The 22,728-nt window shown below is 67.1% G+C and carries 23 protein-coding genes; 16 read left to right on the forward strand and 7 right to left on the reverse strand.

All coding sequences use genetic code 11. The annotated features are described in order from the left end of the window. Window positions 1-2 precede the first annotated feature (2 nt). The 5 genes from DIE12_RS02610 to DIE12_RS02630 form a co-directional block, all read right to left on the reverse strand. Window positions 3-1,079, reverse strand: a complete 1,077-nt coding sequence (locus DIE12_RS02610; protein WP_124519966.1) for a PHB depolymerase family esterase — start codon at window positions 1,077-1,079, stop codon at window positions 3-5. Between the two features lie 514 nt (window positions 1,080-1,593). After that, entirely contained in the window at window positions 1,594-1,977 is a 384-nt protein-coding gene (locus DIE12_RS02615; RefSeq protein ID WP_124519900.1) for a GtrA family protein, read from the reverse strand. A 16-nt stretch (window positions 1,978-1,993) separates the two neighbouring features. Continuing rightward, window positions 1,994-3,037 (reverse strand): glycosyltransferase family 2 protein, encoded by a 1,044-nt coding sequence (locus DIE12_RS02620; protein WP_124487334.1) that lies wholly within the window; start codon window positions 3,035-3,037, stop codon window positions 1,994-1,996. A gap of 23 nt (window positions 3,038-3,060) precedes the next feature. Beyond that, window positions 3,061-4,440 (reverse strand): glycosyltransferase family 87 protein, encoded by a 1,380-nt coding sequence (locus tag DIE12_RS02625; RefSeq protein WP_124551066.1) that lies wholly within the window; start codon window positions 4,438-4,440, stop codon window positions 3,061-3,063. Further along, window positions 4,440-5,675, reverse strand: coding sequence for a glycosyltransferase family 87 protein (locus tag DIE12_RS02630; protein WP_124519964.1), 1,236 nt, complete (start codon window positions 5,673-5,675; stop codon window positions 4,440-4,442). The genes DIE12_RS02625 and DIE12_RS02630 overlap by 1 nt, the downstream gene beginning before the upstream one ends. 1,090 nt (window positions 5,676-6,765) lie before the next feature. Here DIE12_RS02630 and DIE12_RS02635 point away from each other — a divergent pair. The 14 genes from DIE12_RS02635 to DIE12_RS02700 all read left to right on the forward strand — a co-directional run bounded on the left by DIE12_RS02635 (window position 6,766) and on the right by DIE12_RS02700 (window position 19,551). Continuing rightward, entirely contained in the window at window positions 6,766-6,948 is a 183-nt protein-coding gene (locus DIE12_RS02635; RefSeq protein ID WP_011880534.1) for a Flp family type IVb pilin, read from the forward strand. A gap of 168 nt (window positions 6,949-7,116) precedes the next feature. Next, window positions 7,117-7,323 (forward strand): Flp family type IVb pilin, encoded by a 207-nt coding sequence (locus DIE12_RS02640; RefSeq protein ID WP_044844309.1) that lies wholly within the window; start codon window positions 7,117-7,119, stop codon window positions 7,321-7,323. A gap of 31 nt (window positions 7,324-7,354) precedes the next feature. Beyond that, window positions 7,355-7,894 (forward strand): prepilin peptidase, encoded by a 540-nt coding sequence (locus DIE12_RS02645; RefSeq protein WP_124519896.1) that lies wholly within the window; start codon window positions 7,355-7,357, stop codon window positions 7,892-7,894. A 32-nt stretch (window positions 7,895-7,926) separates the two neighbouring features. Beyond that, the gene (locus DIE12_RS02650) at window positions 7,927-9,327 is read left to right on the forward strand and encodes an ATP-binding protein (protein WP_124487331.1); all 1,401 of its coding nucleotides are present in this window, start codon (window positions 7,927-7,929) and stop codon (window positions 9,325-9,327) included. Window positions 9,328-9,362: 35 nt separating this feature from the next. Continuing rightward, window positions 9,363-10,199, forward strand: a complete 837-nt coding sequence (cpaB, locus tag DIE12_RS02655; RefSeq protein WP_044844306.1) for a Flp pilus assembly protein CpaB — start codon at window positions 9,363-9,365, stop codon at window positions 10,197-10,199. Between the two features lie 113 nt (window positions 10,200-10,312). Further along, a complete protein-coding gene (locus tag DIE12_RS02660) occupies window positions 10,313-12,307 on the forward strand; it encodes a type II and III secretion system protein family protein (protein WP_124519894.1) in 1,995 nt (664 codons plus the stop codon). Between the two features lie 20 nt (window positions 12,308-12,327). After that, window positions 12,328-12,624, forward strand: a complete 297-nt coding sequence (locus tag DIE12_RS02665) for a hypothetical protein (protein WP_044844304.1) — start codon at window positions 12,328-12,330, stop codon at window positions 12,622-12,624. Between the two features lie 27 nt (window positions 12,625-12,651). Continuing rightward, a complete protein-coding gene (locus DIE12_RS02670; RefSeq protein ID WP_124519893.1) occupies window positions 12,652-13,923 on the forward strand; it encodes a pilus assembly protein TadG-related protein in 1,272 nt (423 codons plus the stop codon). A 13-nt stretch (window positions 13,924-13,936) separates the two neighbouring features. Then, window positions 13,937-14,470 carry a TadE/TadG family type IV pilus assembly protein gene (locus DIE12_RS02675; protein ID WP_124519892.1) on the forward strand — a complete coding sequence of 178 codons (534 nt, stop codon included), beginning with the start codon at window positions 13,937-13,939 and terminating at the stop codon, window positions 14,468-14,470. Then, entirely contained in the window at window positions 14,467-14,910 is a 444-nt protein-coding gene (locus tag DIE12_RS02680; RefSeq protein WP_124487326.1) for a TadE/TadG family type IV pilus assembly protein, read from the forward strand. The genes DIE12_RS02675 and DIE12_RS02680 overlap by 4 nt, the downstream gene beginning before the upstream one ends. 21 nt (window positions 14,911-14,931) lie before the next feature. Next, complete coding sequence (locus DIE12_RS02685) at window positions 14,932-16,140, forward strand: AAA family ATPase (protein WP_124551067.1); 1,209 nt, start codon at window positions 14,932-14,934, stop codon at window positions 16,138-16,140. Window positions 16,141-16,159: 19 nt separating this feature from the next. After that, window positions 16,160-17,527, forward strand: a complete 1,368-nt coding sequence (locus tag DIE12_RS02690) for a CpaF family protein (RefSeq protein WP_124519891.1) — start codon at window positions 16,160-16,162, stop codon at window positions 17,525-17,527. Between the two features lie 33 nt (window positions 17,528-17,560). Further along, window positions 17,561-18,538: a type II secretion system F family protein gene (locus DIE12_RS02695; protein ID WP_124487323.1), complete on the forward strand. Its 978-nt coding sequence runs from the start codon at window positions 17,561-17,563 to the stop codon at window positions 18,536-18,538. A gap of 38 nt (window positions 18,539-18,576) precedes the next feature. Further along, window positions 18,577-19,551 (forward strand): type II secretion system F family protein, encoded by a 975-nt coding sequence (locus DIE12_RS02700; RefSeq protein ID WP_124487322.1) that lies wholly within the window; start codon window positions 18,577-18,579, stop codon window positions 19,549-19,551. Window positions 19,552-19,794: 243 nt separating this feature from the next. Here DIE12_RS02700 and DIE12_RS02705 read toward each other — a convergent pair whose 3' ends face one another. Beyond that, window positions 19,795-20,385 carry a helix-turn-helix domain-containing protein gene (locus tag DIE12_RS02705; protein WP_185641220.1) on the reverse strand — a complete coding sequence of 197 codons (591 nt, stop codon included), beginning with the start codon at window positions 20,383-20,385 and terminating at the stop codon, window positions 19,795-19,797. A 196-nt stretch (window positions 20,386-20,581) separates the two neighbouring features. Beyond that, window positions 20,582-21,331: a hypothetical protein gene (locus tag DIE12_RS02710; RefSeq protein WP_124487320.1), complete on the reverse strand. Its 750-nt coding sequence runs from the start codon at window positions 21,329-21,331 to the stop codon at window positions 20,582-20,584. 19 nt (window positions 21,332-21,350) lie between these two features. Here DIE12_RS02710 and DIE12_RS37930 point away from each other — a divergent pair, with 19 nt between their 5' ends. Both DIE12_RS37930 and DIE12_RS02715 read left to right on the forward strand, forming a co-directional pair. Next, window positions 21,351-21,494: a hypothetical protein gene (locus DIE12_RS37930; RefSeq protein WP_185640946.1), complete on the forward strand. Its 144-nt coding sequence runs from the start codon at window positions 21,351-21,353 to the stop codon at window positions 21,492-21,494. A gap of 212 nt (window positions 21,495-21,706) precedes the next feature. Then, a complete protein-coding gene (locus DIE12_RS02715; RefSeq protein ID WP_124487319.1) occupies window positions 21,707-22,726 on the forward strand; it encodes a YafY family protein in 1,020 nt (339 codons plus the stop codon). Window positions 22,727-22,728 lie beyond the last annotated feature (2 nt).

Here is a 22,728-nt window from a genome sequence, read left to right on the forward strand (position 1 = left end):
CGCTACCGCTTGCGCCGCCGCCTTCGAAAGAAATTCCAGAACATCGCGGTCGCGTCCGGCCCGGTCGCGGAGTGGAATGCTTCGCGCGGATCGCCGCCGCTCCACGCGTGCGCCAGGCGGCGCACGATGCAGACCCGCACGACCAGCGTGCCGCCGCGCAGATAGTCGGTGTAATCCGCATCGTCGTGCGCGTACGTATGTTGCTCGCCGACGCGCAGCTCACCCTGTGCGTCGACGAGCCGATTGATCCGCGCGAACGCGACTCCCAGCTGCAGCGCATTCTGCTCGGCGACGACCGTATCGAGCCCGCCGTGCACGACGAGTGCCGGCATGCCCGGATAAGCGCGCCCGTCGACGCAGGCATCGACGACGCGTATCGGATCGTCGCGCAGACCGCGGCGCATCAGGCTCATCGCGGCCATCGTCGACAACGGCGGCGCGATGGCCGGCCCGGAGTGCAGGCCGACGGCCGCGAAGTGATCGGGAAAGTCGAGCGCCAGACGCGCGGCCAGCCCGGCGCCGGCCGAGATGCCGGCCAGATAGACACGGTCGCGATCGAACCCGCGCTCCCGCACGATCGCGTCGACGAGCGATGCGATCGCCGGGGCCTCCGACTGCGACGCATCGCCATGCCAGTTCCAGCAGCGATGAGCGTGGGCGGTCTTCGCCTGTTCGGGAAACAGCACGGCAAATCCGGCGCGCTCGGCGACACGGCAAATACGGGTGCCAGCGGCGAACGACTCGGCGGTCTGCTTGCAGCCGTGCAGCATGACGACGACGGGCAGGCCGTCGGTCGTCGCCGGTGCGGCGGGCAGGTACAGCGCGTACGCAAGATGGTTGACGAGCTGGCCGGCGGCGGGGCGCGCGGAATGAAACGAGCGCAGCCACGTGCCGGGTGCCTGGCGCGGCGATGTGCGGGCGGCGGGCGCCGGTGCGCGGGCGGGACGCGTGGTGCGTGCGGTGGCGGGGCGCTTCGCCGATGGCGCCGGCTTGGCGGTCTTCCTTTTGGGCCGCGCGCGCGTCGCGGCGGTCAACAGGTCGAAAGGCCGTAGCCAGAGGCTGGATTTTTTCCTGGGCATGGACGGATCTCGTGCCGGCGGCGCGCGCGACAGCATGCGGCGAAGCCGGCCGTCGGGTGGAAGGCGAATGATGGCGGCGCACGATGCGTGCCGCGGGAAGCGTCCGCGTCGACGTGCTCCGGCATGACCGATACGGAAGCGACGGCGCGACCCGCACCGCCGCGCGACATGTTGCCGGCAGCCTCGCGATTCGGACAGGCCACGCGCCATGCTAGCAGGCATCGCTCGTCTCGGGTGCGATGGTTCCGTGACGGATCGATGAATGCTTCGACCCTACCGCGGGCCGTCCCGAACGCGATGCTCGACATCGTCCATGCGCATCCGGCGACCGGCTTCGCGATGAAACCGGCCTGCTCCCCGACGACGCAATCCGATGCGGATGCGTTCGTCGCGATGCGTGGAATGGCTCGGCGATGCCACGACGGCATGCCGCCGGCCGCGCCGGCGGACCTTGTATCGATTGCTTGTATGCCATCGCCGGAATCGCATGTCGCGATGCCGGCGTGCCAAGGATTCACCGATAAGTCCACACCCGGTGCAGCACGAACATCGTCGGCGGGATCAGCAGCGCGATCGCGACGATGGCCCAGCCGCGCGGTACGTCGAGCAGTTCGGCGGCGCGCGCGAGCGCCATCGTTTCGGCGAAGCCGGCCAGCGCCACGGTCAGATAGCGCACCAGGTTGCGCGAGTGCACCGTCGACGAGAAGCTCCACAGCGTGTTCGCGAGATACGAGAACGCCGTCGCGCCGACGAACGCGACGGCGTTCGCGATCACTTGCGTCGCATCGAACAGCGCGTACAGCGCGGACGCGATCAGCACGTGCAGCGCGGTCGAGCAGAGCCCGGACAGGCCGAAGCGCGCCAGCCGCACGCGCTCGGCGTAGAGCAGTGCGAACATCGCCGGCTGCACCGATTCAGCGGGCGCCGACCCGCATGCGGGCCGGCTGGACGCGGCGGCGTGCGGCCGCGCGGCGCGTATCGCGCGCGACCGGCAGCTCGACCACCTTGCCTTGCGTCTGGTAGCGGCGGCGGATCAGATAGACGGGACGCTGCTTCGATTCGTCGTAGATGCGTCCGATATATTCGCCGACCACGCCGATGCCGATGAGCTCGATGCCGCCGATGAACAGCACGACCGACAGCAGCGACGCGTAGCCGTGCACCGGATTGCCGAACAGCAGCGTGCGCCCCACGATGAACGCGCCGTACAGGAACGCGAGCGCGGCGATGCCGACGCCGATATAGGTCCAGCTGCGCAGCGGCACGGTGCTGAAGCTCGTGATCCCTTCGATCGCGAAATTCCACAGCTTCCATCCGGAGAACTTCGAATGCCCGGCGCTGCGCGCGTCGCGCTGGTACTCGACGATCACGGTCCGGTAGCCGACCCATGCGAACAGCCCCTTCATGAAGCGATGGCGCTCGGGCAGGCTGCGCAGCGCGTTCACGACCTTGCGGTCCATCAGCCGGAAGTCGCCGACGTTCTCCGGCAGCTTCACGTCCGACAGCACGTTGTGCACGCGATAGTAGATCGCGGCGGCGGTGCGCTTCGCGAACGAATCGCACGCGCGGTTGCTGCGCTTCGCGGCGACGACTTCCGCGCCGTCGCGCCAGTGCTCGAGCATCACCGGAATCAGGCTCGGCGGATCCTGCAGGTCGGCGTCGAGCGGGATCACCGCGTCGCCGGCCGCTTCGTCGAGGCCGGCGGTCAGCGCCGCTTCCTTGCCGAAGTTGCGCGTGAGATCGATCACGCGCACGCGGCGGTCGCCCATGCTGACCCGGATCAGGCGCTCGAGCGTGTCGTCGCGGCTGCCGTCGTTCACGCAGACGATCTCGAAGCGGATCGCGTCGAGGCTGGCCATCAGCGGGATTACGACGTCGAAGAAGCGTTCGACGGCTTCGCCTTCGTTGTAGAACGGTACGACCAGCGAGACGAGCGGTGTGTAGAGCGGTTCGCGCATGATGGGTCCCCTGTGATGACGTGTCAGCGGCCGACGCCGAAGGTCGGGCGGCCGCTGCGGCGCAGTCCGTGCGCCGGGCGGTGGTGTGAGCGGACCGGATGCGGGAAGCCGGTCTCGGTCGAGTTGTCGCGTGCGTCGGGCATCGACGGCACGTCGTGCCTTTCTTGTGCAATCCGGCTGACGAGCAGTGCCAGCGAGGCCAGCGTGACCAGCGGCATGAACTGGAACGACAGATGCGGCACCAGCACGAGGCCGGCGAGTGGCATCACCCACATCAGCAGCAGCCATTCGCGATCGAAGCGCCGCCAGCCGTGCGTCCACGCATAGCGTGCGTACCATGCGATCACGAGCCCGTACCAGGTCAGGTCGTAGTCGTACAGATAGGGGCTGACGATCAGGCACGCGCAGGCGAGCGTCGCGGCACGCAGCGCGTACGAACACGCGCCGCGCCATGCGTACACCACGGCGATCGCGGCGGCCGCGGCCGACAGCAGCTGCAGGCCGCGCGCGACGTAGGCGGGCCAGCCGGCGAGGGTGGCGAGAGCGAAGACGGTCGGCATGCGCGCGAGCCGTGCGTGGCCGGCGCCGACGAGCTGCGCTGCGTCGTGAATTCCGTGTGCGAATGCGAACCACGCGCCGAGGCCGAACGCGAGCGTCGACAGCGCGAAGCCGCCGGCGATCGTTACCGCCCACGCTGCCAGCGCGCGCCATTGAGCGGCGCACAGCAGCGCGAGCGGGAACAGGATCGCCATTTGCGGCTTCATCGTCAGCAATCCGAAGCAGATGCCGGAGATGACGGGACGACGATTCAGCATCAGAAGCCCGCAACCGGCGAGCGTCGCGCTCAGGAGGCTTGTCTGCCCGACGATCACCGTGAGAAACGCGCCGGGGAAGGCGAGCGCGCAGAGCAGCGCCGCATCGCGCTGCACGGTCGCGCGGATCGTCACCGCGAACAGCGCGTAGGTGACGCCGATCCACAGCACGAGCGCGAACATGTACGGCAGCCAGCCGAGCGGCAGCACGAACAGCAGCATGGTGGGCGGGTAGAGCCACGGCAGCGAGCCGTCCGCGGCATTCATCGTCGGAATCGCGAGTTTCTCGATCGCGAAGAGCGACGGGAAATGCCACGCGTCGATCGCGTGGCCGTGCGCGGCGAGCCGTGCAGCGCTCCAGATCGGCGCGAGATCCTGCGCGAGCGGCCCGGGCACGGACGTATGCGACCCGTGCACGCGTGCGAGGTACACGCAGAGGAACAGCAACTCGGTCAGCAGTACCGCTGCCGCATAGAGGCGTACCCGATCGCGATTGAGCCAATGCGGGAACCGGCGCGGGCCGGCGATCGGCAGTTCCGGGTGTGCATCGAGCACCGAATCGACGTGCAGAAGGGAGCGCGGTGATCTCATCACGTATTCCCCGATGCAAGGGTCGAGCGCCGCACGACGACGAACAGGACGGCGAGCAGCACGACCGGGCCGATCTGCGGCAGCTTCGTGATCCGGTTGAATATCTCGAATATGGGCAGCAGCCACGCGAGCACGATCACGATCTGGTCTCCCGGCAGCCAGCCTTCGTCGAGCCCGTGGGCGAGCACGCAGAAGAACGCGATGCCGAGCCAGGCGAGTTCGTAATGCCACAGATAGGGGGTCGTCAACAGCGTGGCGATCACCAGCGCCGCGCCGCGCAGCCGAATGTCGGCCGTGCGACGCCAGACCTGGACGGCGGCGGCGATTGCGAGCAGCCCCACGGCGGCCTGGGCGGCGAGCGAGACCGGAATCGATGCGCCCGCGAGCCGCAGCGCCGCGAACGTCGTGGGCGAAACGAACCAGTAGGCGGGAAGGGTGAAATGCATGCCGCGCACGATCGACATCGCCTGAGCTAGGCCGTGCAGGGAGCTGGTGCCGGTCAGCGCAATGCCGGCCAGGGTGAACAGCACCGTGGTGATCGCTGCCGACGCGAAGGTGCGCCACGAGCGGGTCGCGACCAGCACGAACGGAAACACCACCGCAAGCTGCGGCTTGATGGCGAGCAGCCCGATCAGCACGCCGGCGACGATCGGGCGTCGGCCGAGGAAATGCAGCGCGAATGCGGCGATGCCGGCGGTCAGGATGCTGTTCTGCCCGTACAGGACGGACGCGAACACGCCCGAGTAGGCGAGCACGACGAGCGCGGCGGCGCGCGGAGCGGGCAGGTGCGCACGCAGACCCGACAGTCGCAGGACTGCGTACGCATAGCATAAAAGACTGCCCGCAAAAAAGAGGAAATACGCGGGCAGGAAAGGCACGAGGGCGACCGGCGCGATGAACAGCAGCATCGTCGGCGGATAAAGCCATGGCAGCGACTGGTGGCCAATGTAGGCACCGAATTGCGCGACCTCGGCATGTGAGAAGAGGACCGGATCGTAGATCGCGGCGGCATGGCCTTGCAGCACGAGCTGCGACGCGGTCCAGAAGACGGAGAAGTCGACACCCGGCCGTGCGGTGGTCTGTGACGTGAAGGCATCCGTCACGAAGCCCCATGTGATCAGGAATCCAACACACAGCATCAGCATGATGCAGCTGTACGGAATGATCCGGTCGGCTGTCAGCCATTGAGCACAGCGTTTGGCGCGATAGCGCACTCCACGATTGGCTGTGTACATGATGCCCCGTTTGCGGTGAAGGCTGCTTCTCTGCCGCAGCCTTTTTGTGTTGCTGTGTATCCGGATCGAATCGCGTTCGATGGCGCTGTCCGGTGAATGCATTGTTGGAGAAAAAATCGCGTGACGCAAACCGCGGGCTGAATCGCGAGATATCGATTCGGCAGCGACAGCGCGGAAAACCGGGTTTTCACGTCTGAGAAAACCGTAGCGGCGCAAATGATGTTTCTCGCTTGAAACATTCCGGGTTTTTCGCCGGTCCGGCGGTGTGCGGAATTCGTGTCCGGCGACGGGCTGCATGGATTCGGGAAAATCCCGAGAAAATTTTTGGGTGCCCTTGCACAGCACGGCGGCGCCCCGTCGGCATCCCGGGCCGGCCTGCGTGCGTATATCAAATCTGAAACATTTTGTGCAGCGCGCCGAAACACGACTGACGGGGGGATCGCCGGAACCCTTGCTGCGTCTGGATTTCCTTCTGGCTGGCCTGCTCTTTGCGTCAAGGTCCGCACGAAAGTCGACGACGTGATGAACGACCGGTTGAAGCAACAGGCTGACAAGACCGGACTCAATCACCTGCGGAAAGCAACGGATCGAGGGCGCTTCGGGGAATACGCCGCCCAGGCCGTGAAAACCGCCGGAAACGTCGACCGAGCGAATAGGCGACGGCATCGTCCGCGCAACAAGAATCACATGACAGCATTTGGGGAATAAAAATGAAAGACCAGAGCACGTCGCGGCTCGCATGCCGCGAAGCATATCCGCAGCAGCATCGACGCGCTTGCGTCATCCGTTCAATCCGTATCCATGCACGGGGCGGTCGTTGCGCCGTTCTCGCTCTGCTCGATCGCGCCATTCGCCAGATCGCAGCGCGCATGGATATCGCACGCATCAGCCCACCGACAATCGTTCGCCCGGCCAGGCTCGTACCCTGCCGTGTCCGTCGCTGAGCGCCGCATCCGAATCCATTTGTTGTGCCGTTGTGCCGTTGTGCCGTTGTGCCGTTGTGCCGTTGTGCCGTTGTGCCGGTAGTGCCAGCTCCCCGCGTCGATACCCGACAACGGGATTTCAATAGTAGTGCGAAAGGAGATTAGCCATGTCCACGTTCATCCAGAAAGTCCGCGGTTTCGTCCAAGACGAGCAAGGTGTGACGGCCATCGAATACGGCCTGATCGCCGCGCTGATCGCAGTCGGCCTCGTTGCAGCATTGACGCTGGTCGGAAACGATCTCAAGACCGTGTTCAACACGATCGCAGACGACCTCAACGCGGCCATCTGAATGGCGGGGCGGCGAACGGTGAGTCCGGCCCGTTCGTCGTCATCCCGTCGCTCGATCAGGGCCGGACACCCAACCAACGGATGTCGAATGAACCGAACGGCGGATGACTCGGCCGGTGCACTGCTCGAGTCTCCCCCGCTCTCTTGATCAACCGAATCGGAGGTCGTCATGCGGACCAGGGGATGTGCGGTAGCGGTATCGCGATGGATCGCCGACGAGCAGGGGGTGACGTCGATCGAATATGCGCTGATCGCGGCGGTATTCGCCACCATCGTGCTGGGAAGCGTGGTCGTACTGAAGGGTTCGCTTGAAGACATGTACAACGCGATCGCGTCGATCGTGACCGCGGCGGTCAATACCGCACTGGGTCAGTGATCCTGATCATTACATCCCGTCGAGGTTCGCCATGTTGCCTGCTGCGCTGCCTTACCCGGTCCCGTTGTGCGTGACGCTGCTCGTCGTCGTCGCGGCCAGCACGGACATCACGAGCCGACGCATCCCGAACCGGCTCGTCGTGATCGGGCTGGCCGGTGCGCTGATTGCCCAGTGCGCGCTGCACGGCGTCCAGGCGGGTGCGCTCGCATGGCTTGCCGGCGCCGCGACCGGCTTCGGCCTGCTGCTGCCGTTCTATCTGTTGCGCGGGATGGCTGCAGGCGACGTGAAGCTGATGCTCGCGATCGGCGCGTGGGTCGGCGCCCAGATGACGTTCTACATCGTGCTGGCCGCCTTTCTGGCCGGCGGGATCGGCGCGATCGGTTTCGCGCTGCTGCGCGGACGCGTGCGCGAGATGTGGGCGAACGTCGTGGCGCTGATCGCGCGTCGCGCGTCCGGGGCGCGTGCAGGGGCAACCGACGGCCCCGTGGAGTTCGCGTCGGTCGGTGCGTTGCCGTATGGCGTGGCGATTGCCGCCGGCACGCTGGGCATGCTGTTCGTATCGTGCGCGTAGCGCGCCGAACCTGCAACGAGGATGGACCGAACATGAACACGAACCCCACCGAACCGAGACGCGACGCGCAGGTTGCACACCTGCCGCTTCCGTCGCCCATGCGGGAGGCGCACGCGAAGCCGGGCGCGCAACTGCCGGCGGCGCCGCGCTCGCTCGAGGAAACCGGACTGAGCCAGGCGTTCATCGCAGGGCTCGTGCTGAAGTCGACGCTGGTGCTCGGCCGCCCGTCCTACGGCGACCTGATCGAGCGTCACTGTCTCCCGCTCGCCGTGCTCGACGACATCTTCGCGTTCCTGGTGCGCGAGCATCTGGTCGAACTGACCCATCGCGGCAAGACGGACCTCGACGTGACGTTCCGCCTGACCGAGGCAGGCCGCCTGGCCGCGCTCGAAGAGCGCGCGCGCAGCAGCTACAGCGGCCCTGCGCCGGTGACGCTCGACGCGTATCTCGACTGCGTGTCCACCCATTCGGTGCGCAAGCTGCGCGTGGCCCAGAACGACGTGTGGGCCGTCTTCGACGGCGTCGTCATGGATACGGCGATCCTCGATTCGGCGGCCGCCGCGCTGAACTCCGGCCGTCCGCTTCTGATCTACGGCCCGGCCGGCAGCGGCAAGACGTTCCTCGCGGAGCGGCTCGGCGCGCTGATGGGCGGCCACGTGCCGGTGCCGTACGCCATTTGCGCCGCCGGCGAAGTTATCCAGATCTACGACCCGCTCGTGCATGTCGATGCGGCAGCGCAAGCGGACGGCCAATCGGTCGATCGCCGCTGGCGCCTGTGCGAGCGGCCGGTCGTGATGTCCGGCGGCGAGCTGACGCTCGACGAGCTCGACCTGCGCCGCGATGACGCGGCGGGGTTTTACCAGGCGCCGCCCCACATGAAGGCGAACATGGGCATGTACATCGTCGACGATCTCGGCCGCCAGCGTGTCGAGCCGCGCGACCTGCTCAACCGCTGGCTGCGCCCGCTCGATCGCGGCGTCGATTTCCTGACGCTCGAGTCAGGCAACCGCTTCGTGCTGCCGTTCGACGTCTGGCCGGTGTTCTCGAGCAACCTGGCGCCGGAGCAGTTCGCCGACGACGCGTTCCTGCGCCGGCTCGGTTCCAAGCTTCACGTCGGCGCGTTGTCGATCGACCACTATCGCGCGGTGTTCGACGCCGCATGTGCGTCGCTCGGCCTGGTATCGACGCAGGACGCATTCGACTATCTGCTGCACCGGCTGCACCTGCCGACCGGCAAGGCCTATCTCGCATGCTTCCCGATGGATCTGCTGCGCCTCGTCGCCGCCGGCGCGCGGTATCGCGGCGATCCGCTCGAAGTGACGCACGACGCGCTGCACGACGCATGGGCCAGCTATTTCGGCACGGCGCCCGAGCGCGACGGCGTGTATCTGCCGCCTGCCGACCACGGCGGTCGCACGCACGTAACCGGTTGAGCCGTTTCTTTCACGATTCGTTGAGGAGCATTGCCATGAAAAACAGTCGAGCGCTCATGATGCTGATCGTCGCGATGGTCGCGGGGCTTGCCGCGGTCGTGTTCGCGTCCCGCTGGTTGATGAATACCTCCAGCAGCTCGATCACGTCGGTCGCGGTGGCGACCACCGACCTGAACCTGGGCGAGCCGCTCGGGCCGAACCAGATCCACATGGTGAGCTGGCCGTCGGGCAGCGTGCCGACCGGCGCGTTCACCGACACGAAGGAACTCGAAGGGCGCGTCGTGCGCACGAGCCTCGCCCGCGGCGAGCCGGTGATCGAGTCGAAGCTCGCGCCGGTCGGCACGAAGGGCGGGCTGTCCGCGGTGATCGCCGACGGCAGCCGCGCGATCACCGTGCGGGTGAACGATGTGGTCGGCGTCGCGGGCTTCGCGCTGCCGGGCAACTACGTCGACGTGATCGTCAACACGCAGGAACAGCAAGGCAAGACCGACGGGCAGAGCATCTCCAAGATCGTGCTCGAGCACATCCTCGTGCTGGCCGTCGCGCAGCAGGTCAGCCGCGACGACACCGCACCGAAGGTCGTCAACGCGGTGACGCTCGAAGTCACGCCCGACCAGGCCGAGCGCCTCGACCTCGCGCGTAGCGTCGGCACGCTGTCGCTCGTGCTGCGCAACCAGGTCGACCAGAAGACGCTGACCACCGACGGCGCGACCAAGCTCACGCTGCTCGGCAAGGCACCGGTACCCGAAGCGCCCGCACCCGCGCCGGTGAAGACCGTGCGCGTGCGTGTCGCATCCCATGCGGCACCGGGAGCACGCCGCGATTGCGTCGGCGTGCTGACCGGGGTACACGGCAGCGTCGAATGTTTCTGAATTCGTAGAACACGTGCAAATAACCACATTAACCAGATCGGCCGCCGTCAGGGCACGGCGGCCTTGAAAGTCGACAACCGGCGCCTCGCCGGTCACTCGGGGGATCAGACGAAATGAAGACCAATCCGCAACATTCAGGTACCGGCCCGGTGCGCACGCGTATCGCACGGGGCGCGATGATGGCCGCGATCCTCTGTGCCGGAACGCTGACCGTATACAGCGCACTGGCCCAGGAAGCCGCCGAATCGGCCGCGCTGATGAAGGGCGGTGCAGCCGCGCCGGCGGCGGCCGCCAAGGGGCCGATGCAGATGACGATCAGCATGACGCCGACTCCGGCCGCCGCGCCCGCCGCGGCGCCGGGGCCGCTGCGCGGGCCGAACTGCGTGGGCGCGGTACGCGAGTCGACCAGCGTCAGCGTGCCGCTCGGCAAGTCGCTGCTGGTGCCGATGCCGGAGCCGGTGCGCAACCGGACCATCGGCAACCCGGCCGTCGCGCAGGCGACGATGGTGTCGCCGCAGACGCTGTACATCCTCGGGCTGTCGGTCGGCACGACCAACATGATCGTGCAGGGGCGCAGCGGTGCGTGCCGCGTGATCGACGTGGCGGTCGGCGCGGACGCCGGCGGCCTGCAGGCGTCGCTGATGCAGCTGATGCCGAACGAACACGACATCCACGTATCGACCGCCGCCGGCACGATCGTGCTGGCAGGCAACGTATCGAACTCGCAGGCCGCGCAGCAGGCGGTGCAGATCGCCCGTGCATACAGCGACAGCGCCGGCGACGGCGGCGGCAAGGGCGCCGGCGTGCTGAACATGCTGGCCGTCACGTCGCCGCAGCAGGTGATGCTCGAGGTGAAGGTCGCCGAAGTGTCGAAGACGCTGATCAACCAGATGGGCAGCGCGTTCAACATCCAGGGCGGCTTCGGCTCGTGGAGCGGCGCGCTCGTCAGCAACCTGCTCGCGGGCGTCGCAAGCGGCGCGGTGTTCAACAAGGCGAACAACAGGCCGTTCAGCATCGCGGCCGATGTGCAGAACACCGACAACCTCGTCAAGATCCTCGCGGAACCGAATCTCGTGACGATCAGCGGCCAGGAGGCGACGTTCCTCGCCGGCGGCAGGATCTTCATCCCGGTGCCGCAAAGCAGCGGCAATGGCACGTCGTCGATCACGCTGCAGGAGGAGGAATTCGGCGTCGCGCTGAAGTTCACGCCGACGGTGCTCGGGAACGGCAGGATCAGCCTGAAGGTCGCGCCGGAAGTGTCCGAACTGTCGCAGACGGGCGTGACGCTGAGCGCGTCCAACATCGGCGGCACGTCGATCCTGCCTCTGATCACGACGCGGCGCGCGTCGACGACGGTCCAGATGGGCGACGGCGAGTCGTTCGCGATCGGCGGGCTGATCAAGGACAACGGGACCGGTGCGCTGAAGGCGATCCCGGGTGTCGGTGAAGTACCGGTGCTCGGCGCGTTGTTCCGCAGCACGTCGTTCCAGCAGGATCGCACCGAACTGATCTTCGTGATCACGCCGCACCTGGTGAGGCCGCTGCAGACCGCCGACGTGCCGCTGCCGACCGACAGCTTCTCGAAGCCGAACGAGGCCGACGTGTATGCGACCGGCAACATGGAAGGCCGCAAGGGTGTCCGCCGGGCGGGCGCACAACCGGCGAGCGGCGCGATGGATGCACCGCAGACGCCGGCTCCCGCACCTGCTCCGGCGCCGCAATCGGCTGAGCCGGCCGCACCGGCCGCCGCATTGCCCGCACCGCGTGCGCCGCAGCCCGCCGATGCACCGGCGCCGGTGCCGGCGGAGCCGCAGAAGGCCGCGGCTGCCGACGCGGCTGGGACGGTGAGCGCCGAACCGGCGCCGGCCGCGCAGCCGCAAGAGCAACCGCAGTCGCAGCCGCAACAGCAGTCGCAGCCGCAGGCCGATGCGGCCGCCGCGGCCACCGCGGCGCGGATCGCGCGCATCGAAGCGGCTGCCGCGCGTCTCGCGGCCGCTGGCTCCGCCGCGCCGGCAAAACCTGCGCCGCGTTCGACGCACAGCTTGCCGGCCGCCGCGCACGCGCAGATCGCGCGGGCGGGCACGGAACCCCAGTCCACCGATCGTTGAAGCCATTCAAGGGGAAGCTCATGAAATCCGCCTACCTCGTATTCGTGCGCCGCGCGGCGCTCGCCGTCCCGCTCGCGTTCGCGCTCGCCGGCTGCATGTCGTCGACGCCGGTGTGGGACACCCGCTTCGGCGATTCGGTCCGCGCCGTCACGCAAGCCCAGATCATCGATCCGCATGCCGCCGAACACGCGGCATCGAACCCGGGGGTCAACGGCAGCGCCGCCGCGTCCGCACTCGACAACTACGAAAAGTCGTTCAAGCAGCCCGAGCCGAAAGCCAATGCATTCGTGATCGGGATCGGCAAGTCGGCGCAGTAACACGCAGGCAAGCTCAGGGAGAACGCCATGTCCAGCGCAGCTCGTCATCCGAATCTCACGCGTCGCGGTATGCATCGCCAGCGAGGCGCCGTCGCGATCATCGTTGGTCTCGCACTGGCGGTGATGATCGGGTTCGTCGGTCTCGCGCTGGACCTCGGCAAGCTGTACGTCACGCGCAGCGAACTGCAGAACAGCGCCGACGCATGCGCGCTGTCCGCTGCGCGCGACCTTACATCGGCCATCAGCCTGCAGGTCTCGGAAGCGGACGGCATCGCAGCCGGCCACTCGAATTTCGCGTTCTTTCAGCAGAACGCGGTACAGATGCAGACGGATTCGAACGTCACGTTCAGCGATTCGCTGACCAATCCGTTCCTGACCAAGACGGCGGTTACCACGCCGGCGAACATCAAGTACGTGAAGTGCACCGCGCAGTTGAGCAACATCGCGCACTGGTTCATCGAGGTGCTCAACACGATTCCCGGCGTGCGGGTCGCGAACGCGGCCCAGGTCGCGGCGAGCGCGATCGCGACGGTCGGCGCCGGGCAGACGGCCTGCGCGATTCCGGTGTTCGTGTGCCGTGCGGCTGCCGCCGCGCCCTACAAGGTCGGCGACTGGATCTCGTCGCCGTCCGGCTCGTCGTCGACTTACGGGCCCGGCAACTTCGGCTGGGCGGCGCTCGACGGATCGACGAACGAGCCGACCATCGCCAGCGAACTGTCGGGCAACACCTGCAACATCACGTCGCCGCCCGACCTCGGATCGACGGGCCTGAAGTCCGCGTCGCTGCGTGCCTGGAACACCCGCTTCGGGATCTACACGAACGGCGCCAACGGCTCGAGCGGCCAGCCGGACTTCACCGGCTACGCGTACGTCGGCCCCAAGTACGGGCCGCCGGGAACCGCGGGCATCGTCGGCGACGCATACACGCAGTTCGTGCTCGACCGCGCCAGCTTCAAGTCCTACCAGGGCGACGGCGCACCGCCCACCGGCAGCGGCATCTCGACCAACGGGACGGCGACGGCGAGCAATTACCAGACGTTCGGCGGCGACCGCCGGCTCGCGCTCGCCCCCGAAGGCGACTGCTCGACGTTGTCGGGCAGCAGCAGCAAGCTTCACGTCACGCAGTGGGACTGCGTGCTGATGCTCGATCCGCTGCCGTTCAGCCCGGGCAGCGGCGGCGTGACGGCACACCTCGAATACCTCGGCACGACGGCATCCGGCACGACGCCCTGCGCGACGCACGGCTTGCCGGGTACCGGAAGTTCGGCCGGCATCAAGGTGCCGATGCTCGTTCAATAGTGGAGACGCGATCATGAAAAGGCTCCCGATTCGCCGGTCATGCATGCGCGGTGTCGCCGCGGTCGAATTCGCGCTCGTGCTGATGCCGATGATCGTGCTCGCGACCGGCGTGGCCGAGTTCGGCCGCGCGATCTACCAGTACGAGACCCTCACCAAGGCGACGCGCAACGCGGCGCGCTACCTGTCGGTCTTTCTGCCGACCGACAGCGCGTATCCGCTCGCGGAGGCGCAGTGCCTGGTCGTGTACGGCAGCACCACGTGCGGCTCCGCCGGCACCGAGCTGGTGCCGGGGCTCACGACGTCGATGGTGATCGTCTGCGACGCCGCGCATTCGACCGATTGCGCCGATGCGTCCGACCCGCCGCAGTTCGCGAACCTGCCGACGTACGACTCGACCAACAACGCGGCAAGCGGCACGGCCACCGGCAGCATCAACGTCGTCGAGGTGAAGGTGAAGGGCTACCAGTACCAGCCGATTCCGGCCTACCCGGGGCTGTCCTCGATCACCTTCGGCAACATCGTCACCGTGATGAGGCAAGTGTCATGAACGCGCGCCCCTTTCCGCTGTTGCGCCGGCGCACTCAACGCGGCGCGACGATCGTCGAGTTCGCGCTGATCGCATCGATCCTGATCATGCTGCTGATCGGCGTGTTCGAATTCGGGCGCGTGCTGTTCTACTGGAACACCGCGACCGAGGCGATCCGGCTCGGCGCACGCACGGCGATCGTTTGCGACGTGAACGCCGCCGGCGTCGTGAAGCGCGTGAAGTCGCTGATGCCGATGCTGTCGAACGCGAACGTGTCGGTGAGCTACACGCCGTCGGGCTGCGACGTGAGCTCCTGCTCGTTCGTGACGGTCAGCATCACCAACGTGACGGTCAGAACGATGATTCCGATCGCGAACGTCTCGATCACGATGCCGTCGTTCACCACGACGCTGTCGCGGGAAAGCCTGAATTCGTCGACGGGCGGCACGGCCTGTCAATAATCGAACCGACGAGGCACAGTCATGATCAATATCCTCGTAGCTGCCGACGATACCGCCCGGCTCACGCAGATCGCGCGCCTGGTCACCGAGAGCGGACACTATCGCGTGACGCGCGCGCACGGACGGCCGTCCCAGATCGAGCATCGAACCGACGGGCTCGATTCGTTCGACATCCTGCTGATCGACGGCGCGACGACAGACGCGGCCGAGCTGTCGGCGCTCGAGCGGATCTGCCGGCTGCACCCGGGCCTGACCGGTATCCTGGTGACCGCGGATGCGGCGCCGCACGTGCTGCTGGACGCGATGCGCGCCGGCGCGCGCGACGTACTGCAGTGGCCGATCGACCCCGCGGCGCTCGCCCGCGCGCTCGAACGCGCGGCCGCGCAAAGCACGCGGCGCGACAGCGACGACACGCGCTTCGTGTCGTTCATGTCGTGCAAGGGCGGCGCGGGCACGAGCTTCGCCGCGAGCAACGTCGCGTACGAGATCGCCGAAGGCCACAAGCGCCGCGTGCTGCTGGTCGATCTGAACCAGCAGTTCGCGGATGCCGCGTTCCTCGTCAGCGACGAGACGCCGCCGTCGACGCTGCCGCAGCTGTGCGCGCAGATCGAACGGCTCGACGGCGCGTTTCTCGACGCGAGCGTCGCGCACGTGACGTCGACGTTTCACGTGCTCGCCGGCGCGGGCGACCCGGTCAAGGCCGCGGAGATGCGCGAGGACGCGCTCGAATGGATCCTCGGCGTCGCGGCGCCGCGTTACGACTTCGTGATCTTCGACATCGGCGTCAGCATCAATCCGCTGTCGATGATCGCGCTGGATCGAAGCGACCAGATCCAGCTCGTGCTGCAGCCCACGATGCCGCACGTGCGCGCGGGCCGCCGGTTGCTGGAGATTCTCGTGTCGCTCGGCTACCCGACCGACCAGTTGCGGCTGGTGGTGAACCGGATGACGCGAGCGAGCGAGCGGTCTCGTGCCGCGCTCGAGGAAGTGCTCGGGCTGCACGCCAGCAGCACGATACCCGACGACGCCGACACCGTGCGCGAAGCGCTCGACCAGCGGCATCCGGCCTCGCGCGTCGCGCGCGGCGCGGCGGTCACGCGTGCGTTGCAGGCCTGTGCGAAGCAGATCGTCGAAGGGGACGTGCGCACCAGGCACGGCACGTCCAGCAGCGAACCGTTGATGTCCCGGCTGTTCGGCCGCAAGGCCACGCCGAAGCTCAAGTCCATGTGAATCTTGCGGGGAAACCATCATGTCATTGCGCGAACAGATGTCCTTGTACCGGACGCAGCCGCAGGCTGCGGGCACCGAACCGGCAGGTGCGATGCATTCGTCGGTACGCAACGCCTACCAGAAGCTGCGCCGCGAAATTCACCTGGCAGTGCTCGAACGCGTCGAGCTGGAGCGTCTGTCGCGCCTGCCGCAGGAACAGGTCCGGCAGGAAATCTCGGCGCTGATCTCGCGCATCCTCGACGAGGAGCGCCTGCTCGCGAACGACATCGAGCGGCGCCAGCTCGCGATCGACGTGTACGACGAGATGTTCGGTTTCGGCCCGCTCGAGGCGCTGCTGCGCGACCCCGGCATCTCCGACATCCTCGTGAACACGTACCGGCAGGTCTACGTCGAGCGTGCCGGCCAGCTCGAGCTGACCGACGTGACGTTCTACGACGACGCGCACCTGATGAAGGTGATCGAGAAGATCGTGTCGCGGGTCGGGCGCCGCATCGACGAATCGACTCCGATGGTCGATGCGCGTCTGCCGGACGGCTCGCGCGTGAACGCGATCATTCCGCCGTCGGCGATCGACGGGCCGCTGATGTCGATCCGGCGCTTCGCGGTCAACCCGCTGAAGATGGACGACCTCGTGAGTTACCAGAGCCTCACGCCGCCGATGGCGGAACTGCTCGATGCGCTGGCCCAGGCGAAAGTGAACGTGCTCGTGTCGGGCGGCACCGGCAGCGGCAAGACGACGCTGCTCAACATCCTGTCGGGCTTCATTCCGCGATCCGAACGGATCGTGACGATCGAGGACGCGGCCGAGCTGCAACTGCAGCAGCCGCACGTGCTGCGGCTCGAAACGCGGCCGCCGAACATCGAGGGCAAGGGCGAGATCACGCAACGCACGCTCGTGCGCAATGCGCTGCGGATGCGGCCGGACCGGATCATTCTCGGCGAAGTGCGCGGCGCGGAAGCGCTCGACATGCTCAATGCGATGAACACCGGCCACGAAGGCTCGCTCGCGACGATCCACGCCAACACGCCGCGCGATGCGCTCACGCGGCTCGAGAACATGATCAGCGTCGGCGGCCTGACGCTGCCGCCGAAGACGATGCGCCAGCAGATCGCGTCGGCGATCTCGGTGGTGGTTCAGGCCACCCGGCTCACCGACGGCAAGCGCAAGATCGTCAGCATCCAGGAGCTGACCGGGATGGAGGGCGACATCATCAACATGCAGGAGATCTTCACGTTCAAGCGCACCGGCATGGATCGCGACGGCACGGTGCGCGGACACTTCTGCGCGACCGGCGTGCGGCCGAAGTTCGCCGAGCGGCTGCAGGCGTTCGGCATCAACCTGCCGGATTCGCTGTACGACCCGGCGCAGCGTTACGAGACGAAGTGACGACGCGCGGTCGTCTGATTCCGGGGAGGCCTCATGGACTCGATCTTTTACGGTTTTGTGATTCTCACCTTCGTCGCGGTCGTGCTCGCGATCGAGGGCGTCTATCAATGGTGGAACACGCGCCACGGTGCCGCGGCGCGCCGGATCGAATCGCGCCTGCGCGCAATGTCGGCCGGCGGCAGCGTGCAGCAGGAGCGGCTGTCGATTCTCAAGAAGCGGATGCTCGACGAGTCGAAGCCGTTCGACCGGCTGTTGTTGCGCATGCCGCGCGTGCAGTCGCTGGACCTCCTGCTGCAGCAGTCCGGGCTCGACTGGACGGTCGCGAAACTGGTCACGCTCTGCGCCGCATTCCCGGTGGCGACGATGCTGGCCCTGACCCTGACCGTGTTGCCGCTGATCATCGTGGTGCCGATTGCGCTGCTGACCGCATGCATCCCGGCAATGTACGTGATGCGGCACCGCAACCGGCGGATGCTCAAGCTCGAGCGCCAGCTGCCGGATGTCTGCGACATGATCGCGCGCGCGCTACGCTCCGGCCACTCGTTCACGAGCGCGCTCGGGATGGTCGGCGAGGAGTTTCCCGATCCGATGGGCGGTGAATTCAGGATCACGTTCGACGAGATCAATTACGGCGTATCGCTGCACGATGCGCTGGTGAACCTCGCCACGCGCGTGCCGGCCCATGACCTGCGCTACTTCGTGATCGCGGTGCTGATCCAGCGCGAGACCGGCGGCAACCTGGCCGAACTGCTCGACAGCATCGCGTCGCTGGTGCGCGAACGCTTCAAGCTGTTCGACAAGGTCCGCGTGCTGTCCGCGGAAGGGCGGTTGTCGGCCTGGATCCTCGGCCTGCTGCCGTTCGGTACCGCGGGCATGATGGCGGTGTTGAACCGCGAGTTCCTGTCGGTGCTCTGGGAGGATCCGGCCGGCATCAAGATGGTTGGCGTGATGCTCGGGTCGATGGCATTCGGCCTGCTGTGGATTCGCCGCATCATCCGCATTCGCGTCTGACGCGTGTCCCGGGCTTCACGAACCGAATCGAGGCTGTCATGCAAAACCTGAGCGTAGTACATACCGTGATGCTGGCCGGCTTGTTCCTTTTCGTCGCCGGCGGCGTGCTGGTCGCGATGCTGCTGTTCGCGCCGCGCAACATGGAGCGCCGGATCCAGCAGGCGAGCGGAGCGAGCGTGGGCATCGGCACCGGTGCGAACGACGGCGGCGGGCAAACATCGCACTGGGTCGCGAAACTCGTCGAACTGTCGAAACCGATTTCCCGGCTGTCGCTGCCGCAGGAGGGCTGGGAGAACTCGCCGCTGCGGATCCGGCTGATGAATGCCGGCTGGCGCGATGCGAACGCGGGCGCGCTTTACTTCGCGGCGAAGACGGTACTCGCGCTGGCGCTGCCGGGCGCTGCGCTGCTGGCGCTCGCCACGACCCGCCTCGCGGGTCAACGCATGCTGCTGTCGTTCCTCCTCGTGGCGCTCGCCGGGATCGGCTACTACGTGCCGAACGTGATCCTCCGGCGCCGGATCGCGAAGCGTCAGCAGGTGATCTTCGAGGACTTCCCGGATGCGCTCGACTTGCTGACCGTATGCGTCGAAGCAGGGCTCGGGCTCGATGCGGCGCTGATGAGGGTGAGCGAGGAGCTGCGCTTTCGCAGCGAAGTGGTCGCGGGCGAACTCGACTTGCTGCTGCTCGAGATGCGTTCCGGGTTCACGAAGGATACCGCGCTGCGCAACCTGGCGCTGCGGACCGGCGTCGAGGACATCGAATCGTTCTGTGCGATGCTGATCCAGGCCGATCGCTTCGGCACGAGCATCGCGGAATCGCTGCGCGTGCTCTCGGACATGCTGCGCACGCGGCGGCGGATGCGCGCCGAGGAGCGGGCCGCGAAGATCGCGCTGAAGCTGCTGTTTCCGCTCATCTTCTTCATCTTCCCGGCGCTGATGTGCGTGTTGCTCGGGCCGGCGATGATTCACGTGTATCGCGTGCTGCTGCCGACCTTCACCAGCATCGGGCAGTAAGCGGCGGCGGGGGCCGCGCGAACCGGATGTGCGTGCCGGCCCGGCATCGCCGGCCGGCACGGTCACCGTCTTCATGGGAGGCTCCTTCTCCCCCCGGGCGGCGCCGCGAGACAGGTCGATCATAGCGGCGTCAACGCAACTCGGACCCATGGTCGGCCATGGACGCAGCCGTAGTCCACTGCCCGCGCGGGTGGCCCCCTACGGTTATCGATCGAATCCGGCCGCGCACGAACCCCGCGCGCGCTACCGGCCGGAGTCGCCGTCGGTAGAAAGCCGCTGCCGCTCGCCGCATGCATCGTCGCGACAAGCCACGTGCATGGCGACAGCCGGATGCGCCCGACGATAGTCGGTCGGCGTCGTTCCGAAGCGCCGTCGAAACAAGTGCGCGAGGTAATCGCCGCTTCCAAGCCCGCAGCGCCTCGCGATCGAATCGACCGGCAGCGCGGTGCGCTCCAGCATCGTGCATACCTGGGCGAGCCGTACCTCGGTCAGATAGGTGCTCGGCGCCATGCCGATCTCGCGCGTGAAGTGGCGCAGCAGCGATCGCTCGCTCATCGCGACGAGGTCCGCGGCTTGCCGCATCCGCACCGGGTTTGCGAAACGGGACGCGAGCCATTCGGCGACGTGGCGCATCTTGTCGGACATCGGCCACTCGTTCAATGGAATCCGGATCGTCGCGGATTCGATGTTGCCGCCAGCGCGCGTGGCGCCGTCGTTCGTCGCGTGAAGCTGCATCGTGGTGTGACACCGGACGGGTGCGTTCTCCCTGTCGTGTTTGCGTGGGCAGTTGCAGGCAAGGCACGGCGAGCGTGGAGCGTCCGGGATGAATGGCATCAAGAAGCGTGTCCTGTCGTTGTCGAGTGAAGATTGTCGATGCCGGTTCGGACATGCGGTGTCCGAATGTCGAAAACGGGTTGTGTTGTCCGCGGCATCGTCGTGATCGGACTGTTCGCATCGAGTCGCCCCGCGCAGACTTCGCGTCGACATGTCGAGCGCGTCGATGCCGGAACGGCGATCCGGTATCCGGCGATCAGTTCGCGCCCGGCGATGCGTCCATCGCATCGAGTCGCGCGGCGATCAGCGCAAGGAGGTCGTGCCGCACGACGAGCCGTCCGTCGGACAGGTGTGCGGCCGACGCTTGCAGCGAACGCGCAAGCGCGTGGAGCGCCGTGCGGGTATCCAGCGTCCCGGCGAGTGTCCAGAGGCCCGCATGACGGTGCGGCAATGCATGGGCGTCGCCGGCGAGCAACGCGACCTCGGTGCGCGCGCGATCGAGCGGCCGGGCCAGTGCGCCATTCGCGCCGATGCAGTTCCAGCAGAATCCGTCGGACGGACGTGCCGCCGGATTGACGACGTGCACGACGATGTCGGCACCGGCGGCCGCACGGTCGCGGGCGATCCGCCATGCCAGTTGCGGATGTTGCGATCGCAGGCCCGGAAGCCAGGCTTGTGCGTCGCGCTCGTCGATTCCCCACAACCGCAACGCAATGCGAAGCGCACGCCGGCCGCCGTGGGGGACGCGCGCATTCGATGCAAGGTCGCGATTCGGGTGATCGATGGGTTGGGTCATAGGATGCAGGCACGAGTGAAGGAGCGCCGATGGTCGGCTTTCATCGGGACAAAATGTGTCCGGTTTCGCGTCCGGATGCGAATTGCGTGTCGCGCCGATGTCGGGACACGGTTTGTCCCGATGCGCGGTTAAGGTGGCGGCACGCACGACCGACGATGCCGCGTGCCGACGTTCAACGCGCGGCGCCGGACGAGGTCGATGCCCGTACAACCTTTTTCAAGGAACCGATATGAACGGCTACCCGTCACCGCTCGAAAGTCTTGCAGCGTTTGCGATTGCGTTTGCCGCCGGCGTGTTGTCGACGGCCGTGCTCGCCCGATACGTCGACAAGGTGCATGCCGACGCACGGCGGACGGTCGCCGAAGCCGGTTGATCGCCCGACCGGCTGTTGGCGATCGGCGATCGCGGCGCCGCGCCGGCGTTTCCGTCCCGGCGTCACTGCCGAACCTGCTGCACGGGGCGCCGGATGCGCGGGTTCGACGATGAACGCGCAGGACGGCGGATTCAGCGAGCGTGATGTTCAAGAAATCGGGTCAGTTGCCGTTAACCCAAGACGTTCCTTCTTCACGCCCCGGATTCACGCCCATGCCAGACCTCGACCGCGACATCATGCGCTTGCTGCCCGACGCCGGCGCGCAGGCCGACTACGTGAGCACGCCGGACCTGTACGAGCGCATGCAGGAAACCGTGCCCGACGTTCCGTCGATCAAGACCGTGCTGCGCCGTCTTGCGGCCCTGGAAGAGCGCGGCCTCGTCGAGACCGACCGGCGCGGCACGGCCTCGGTGTGGCGTCGCAAGGACGGTGCGAGCGGCATGGCGGCGAAGGCCGGCTCGATCATGAGCTTCGACGAGGCGCTCGCATTGCAGACGTTGCGGCGCTTCTCGTCGCGGCAAATCCCGGGGCTCGTCGCCGACTCGATTTCCGCGCTGTTCAAGATCGCCGATGCGCGGCTCGAACGGCCCGTCAGCGAGTCGGAACGCAAGTACGCGCGCTGGACCGGCAAGGTCGCGGTCGAGAGCGGCGGCTTTTCGCTGCACTATCCGCCCATCGACCGGAAGATCTTCGCGGCGGTGTCGCGCGCGCTGTTCGAGGAGCGCAAATTGCGGATCGTCTACCGGCCGCGCCACAACGCGGACAACGAGACGCCGAAGATCCTGCTGCCGCTCGGCCTCGTCGAAGTCGGCGGGCTGGTGTACATGGTCGGCGTCTCCGAAGGCAAGCCGGATCCGGTGCTGTACCGGATGGACCGGCTCTCCCGCGCCGAAGCGATGCTCGAATCGTTCGACTATCCGGCTTCGTTCTCGCTGGAGGTCTACGTGAAGCAGCAGCGCCGCTTCGACTTCATGGTCGACAAGGAAGTGAAGCTGTCGCTCAGGTTCGTCAACCAGGCCGGTGACCATCTGCTCGAGGCGCCGCTGTCGCTCGACCAGACGACGCGCCGCAGCGGCGATGCGCTGTTCGTGCAGGGCACCACGATGCTGAGCCAGCGGTTGCGCTGGTGGCTCCGGTCGTTCGGGCCGAACGTCGAGGTGCTGGGGCCGGCGAGCCTGCGTGCCGAGCTGGCGGCCGAGGCGGCCGCGCTCGCGCGGATTTACGGCGGTTGACG

The organism is Burkholderia sp. Bp9015 (assembly GCF_003853505.1).
Classification (GTDB): Bacteria; Pseudomonadota; Gammaproteobacteria; order Burkholderiales; family Burkholderiaceae; genus Burkholderia.

Bases quoted from the DNA above. Each gene is read 5' to 3' on its own strand.
- DIE12_RS02635 (WP_011880534.1), top strand. From the start codon at position 6,766: ATGTCCACGTTCATCCAGAAAGTCCGCGGTTTCGTCCAAGACGAGCAA.
- DIE12_RS02620 (WP_124487334.1), bottom strand. From the start codon at position 3,037: ATGCGCGAACCGCTCTACACACCGCTCGTCTCGCTGGTCGTACCGTTC.
- DIE12_RS02675 (WP_124519892.1), top strand. From the start codon at position 13,937: ATGAAAAGGCTCCCGATTCGCCGGTCATGCATGCGCGGTGTCGCCGCG.
- DIE12_RS02670 (WP_124519893.1), top strand. From the start codon at position 12,652: ATGTCCAGCGCAGCTCGTCATCCGAATCTCACGCGTCGCGGTATGCAT.
- DIE12_RS02680 (WP_124487326.1), top strand. From the start codon at position 14,467: ATGAACGCGCGCCCCTTTCCGCTGTTGCGCCGGCGCACTCAACGCGGC.
- DIE12_RS02630 (WP_124519964.1), bottom strand. From the start codon at position 5,675: ATGTACACAGCCAATCGTGGAGTGCGCTATCGCGCCAAACGCTGTGCT.
- DIE12_RS02640 (WP_044844309.1), top strand. From the start codon at position 7,117: ATGCGGACCAGGGGATGTGCGGTAGCGGTATCGCGATGGATCGCCGAC.
- DIE12_RS02700 (WP_124487322.1), top strand. From the start codon at position 18,577: ATGCAAAACCTGAGCGTAGTACATACCGTGATGCTGGCCGGCTTGTTC.
- DIE12_RS37930 (WP_185640946.1), top strand. From the start codon at position 21,351: ATGAACGGCTACCCGTCACCGCTCGAAAGTCTTGCAGCGTTTGCGATT.
- DIE12_RS02715 (WP_124487319.1), top strand. From the start codon at position 21,707: ATGCCAGACCTCGACCGCGACATCATGCGCTTGCTGCCCGACGCCGGC.
- DIE12_RS02705 (WP_185641220.1), bottom strand. From the start codon at position 20,385: ATGCCATTCATCCCGGACGCTCCACGCTCGCCGTGCCTTGCCTGCAAC.
- DIE12_RS02610 (WP_124519966.1), bottom strand. From the start codon at position 1,079: ATGCCCAGGAAAAAATCCAGCCTCTGGCTACGGCCTTTCGACCTGTTG.
- DIE12_RS02660 (WP_124519894.1), top strand. From the start codon at position 10,313: ATGAAGACCAATCCGCAACATTCAGGTACCGGCCCGGTGCGCACGCGT.
- DIE12_RS02685 (WP_124551067.1), top strand. From the start codon at position 14,932: ATGATCAATATCCTCGTAGCTGCCGACGATACCGCCCGGCTCACGCAG.
- DIE12_RS02615 (WP_124519900.1), bottom strand. From the start codon at position 1,977: ATGTTCGCACTGCTCTACGCCGAGCGCGTGCGGCTGGCGCGCTTCGGC.
- DIE12_RS02690 (WP_124519891.1), top strand. From the start codon at position 16,160: ATGTCATTGCGCGAACAGATGTCCTTGTACCGGACGCAGCCGCAGGCT.
- DIE12_RS02665 (WP_044844304.1), top strand. From the start codon at position 12,328: ATGAAATCCGCCTACCTCGTATTCGTGCGCCGCGCGGCGCTCGCCGTC.
- DIE12_RS02625 (WP_124551066.1), bottom strand. From the start codon at position 4,440: ATGAGATCACCGCGCTCCCTTCTGCACGTCGATTCGGTGCTCGATGCA.
- DIE12_RS02645 (WP_124519896.1), top strand. From the start codon at position 7,355: ATGTTGCCTGCTGCGCTGCCTTACCCGGTCCCGTTGTGCGTGACGCTG.
- DIE12_RS02650 (WP_124487331.1), top strand. From the start codon at position 7,927: ATGAACACGAACCCCACCGAACCGAGACGCGACGCGCAGGTTGCACAC.
- cpaB (WP_044844306.1), top strand. From the start codon at position 9,363: ATGAAAAACAGTCGAGCGCTCATGATGCTGATCGTCGCGATGGTCGCG.
- DIE12_RS02695 (WP_124487323.1), top strand. From the start codon at position 17,561: ATGGACTCGATCTTTTACGGTTTTGTGATTCTCACCTTCGTCGCGGTC.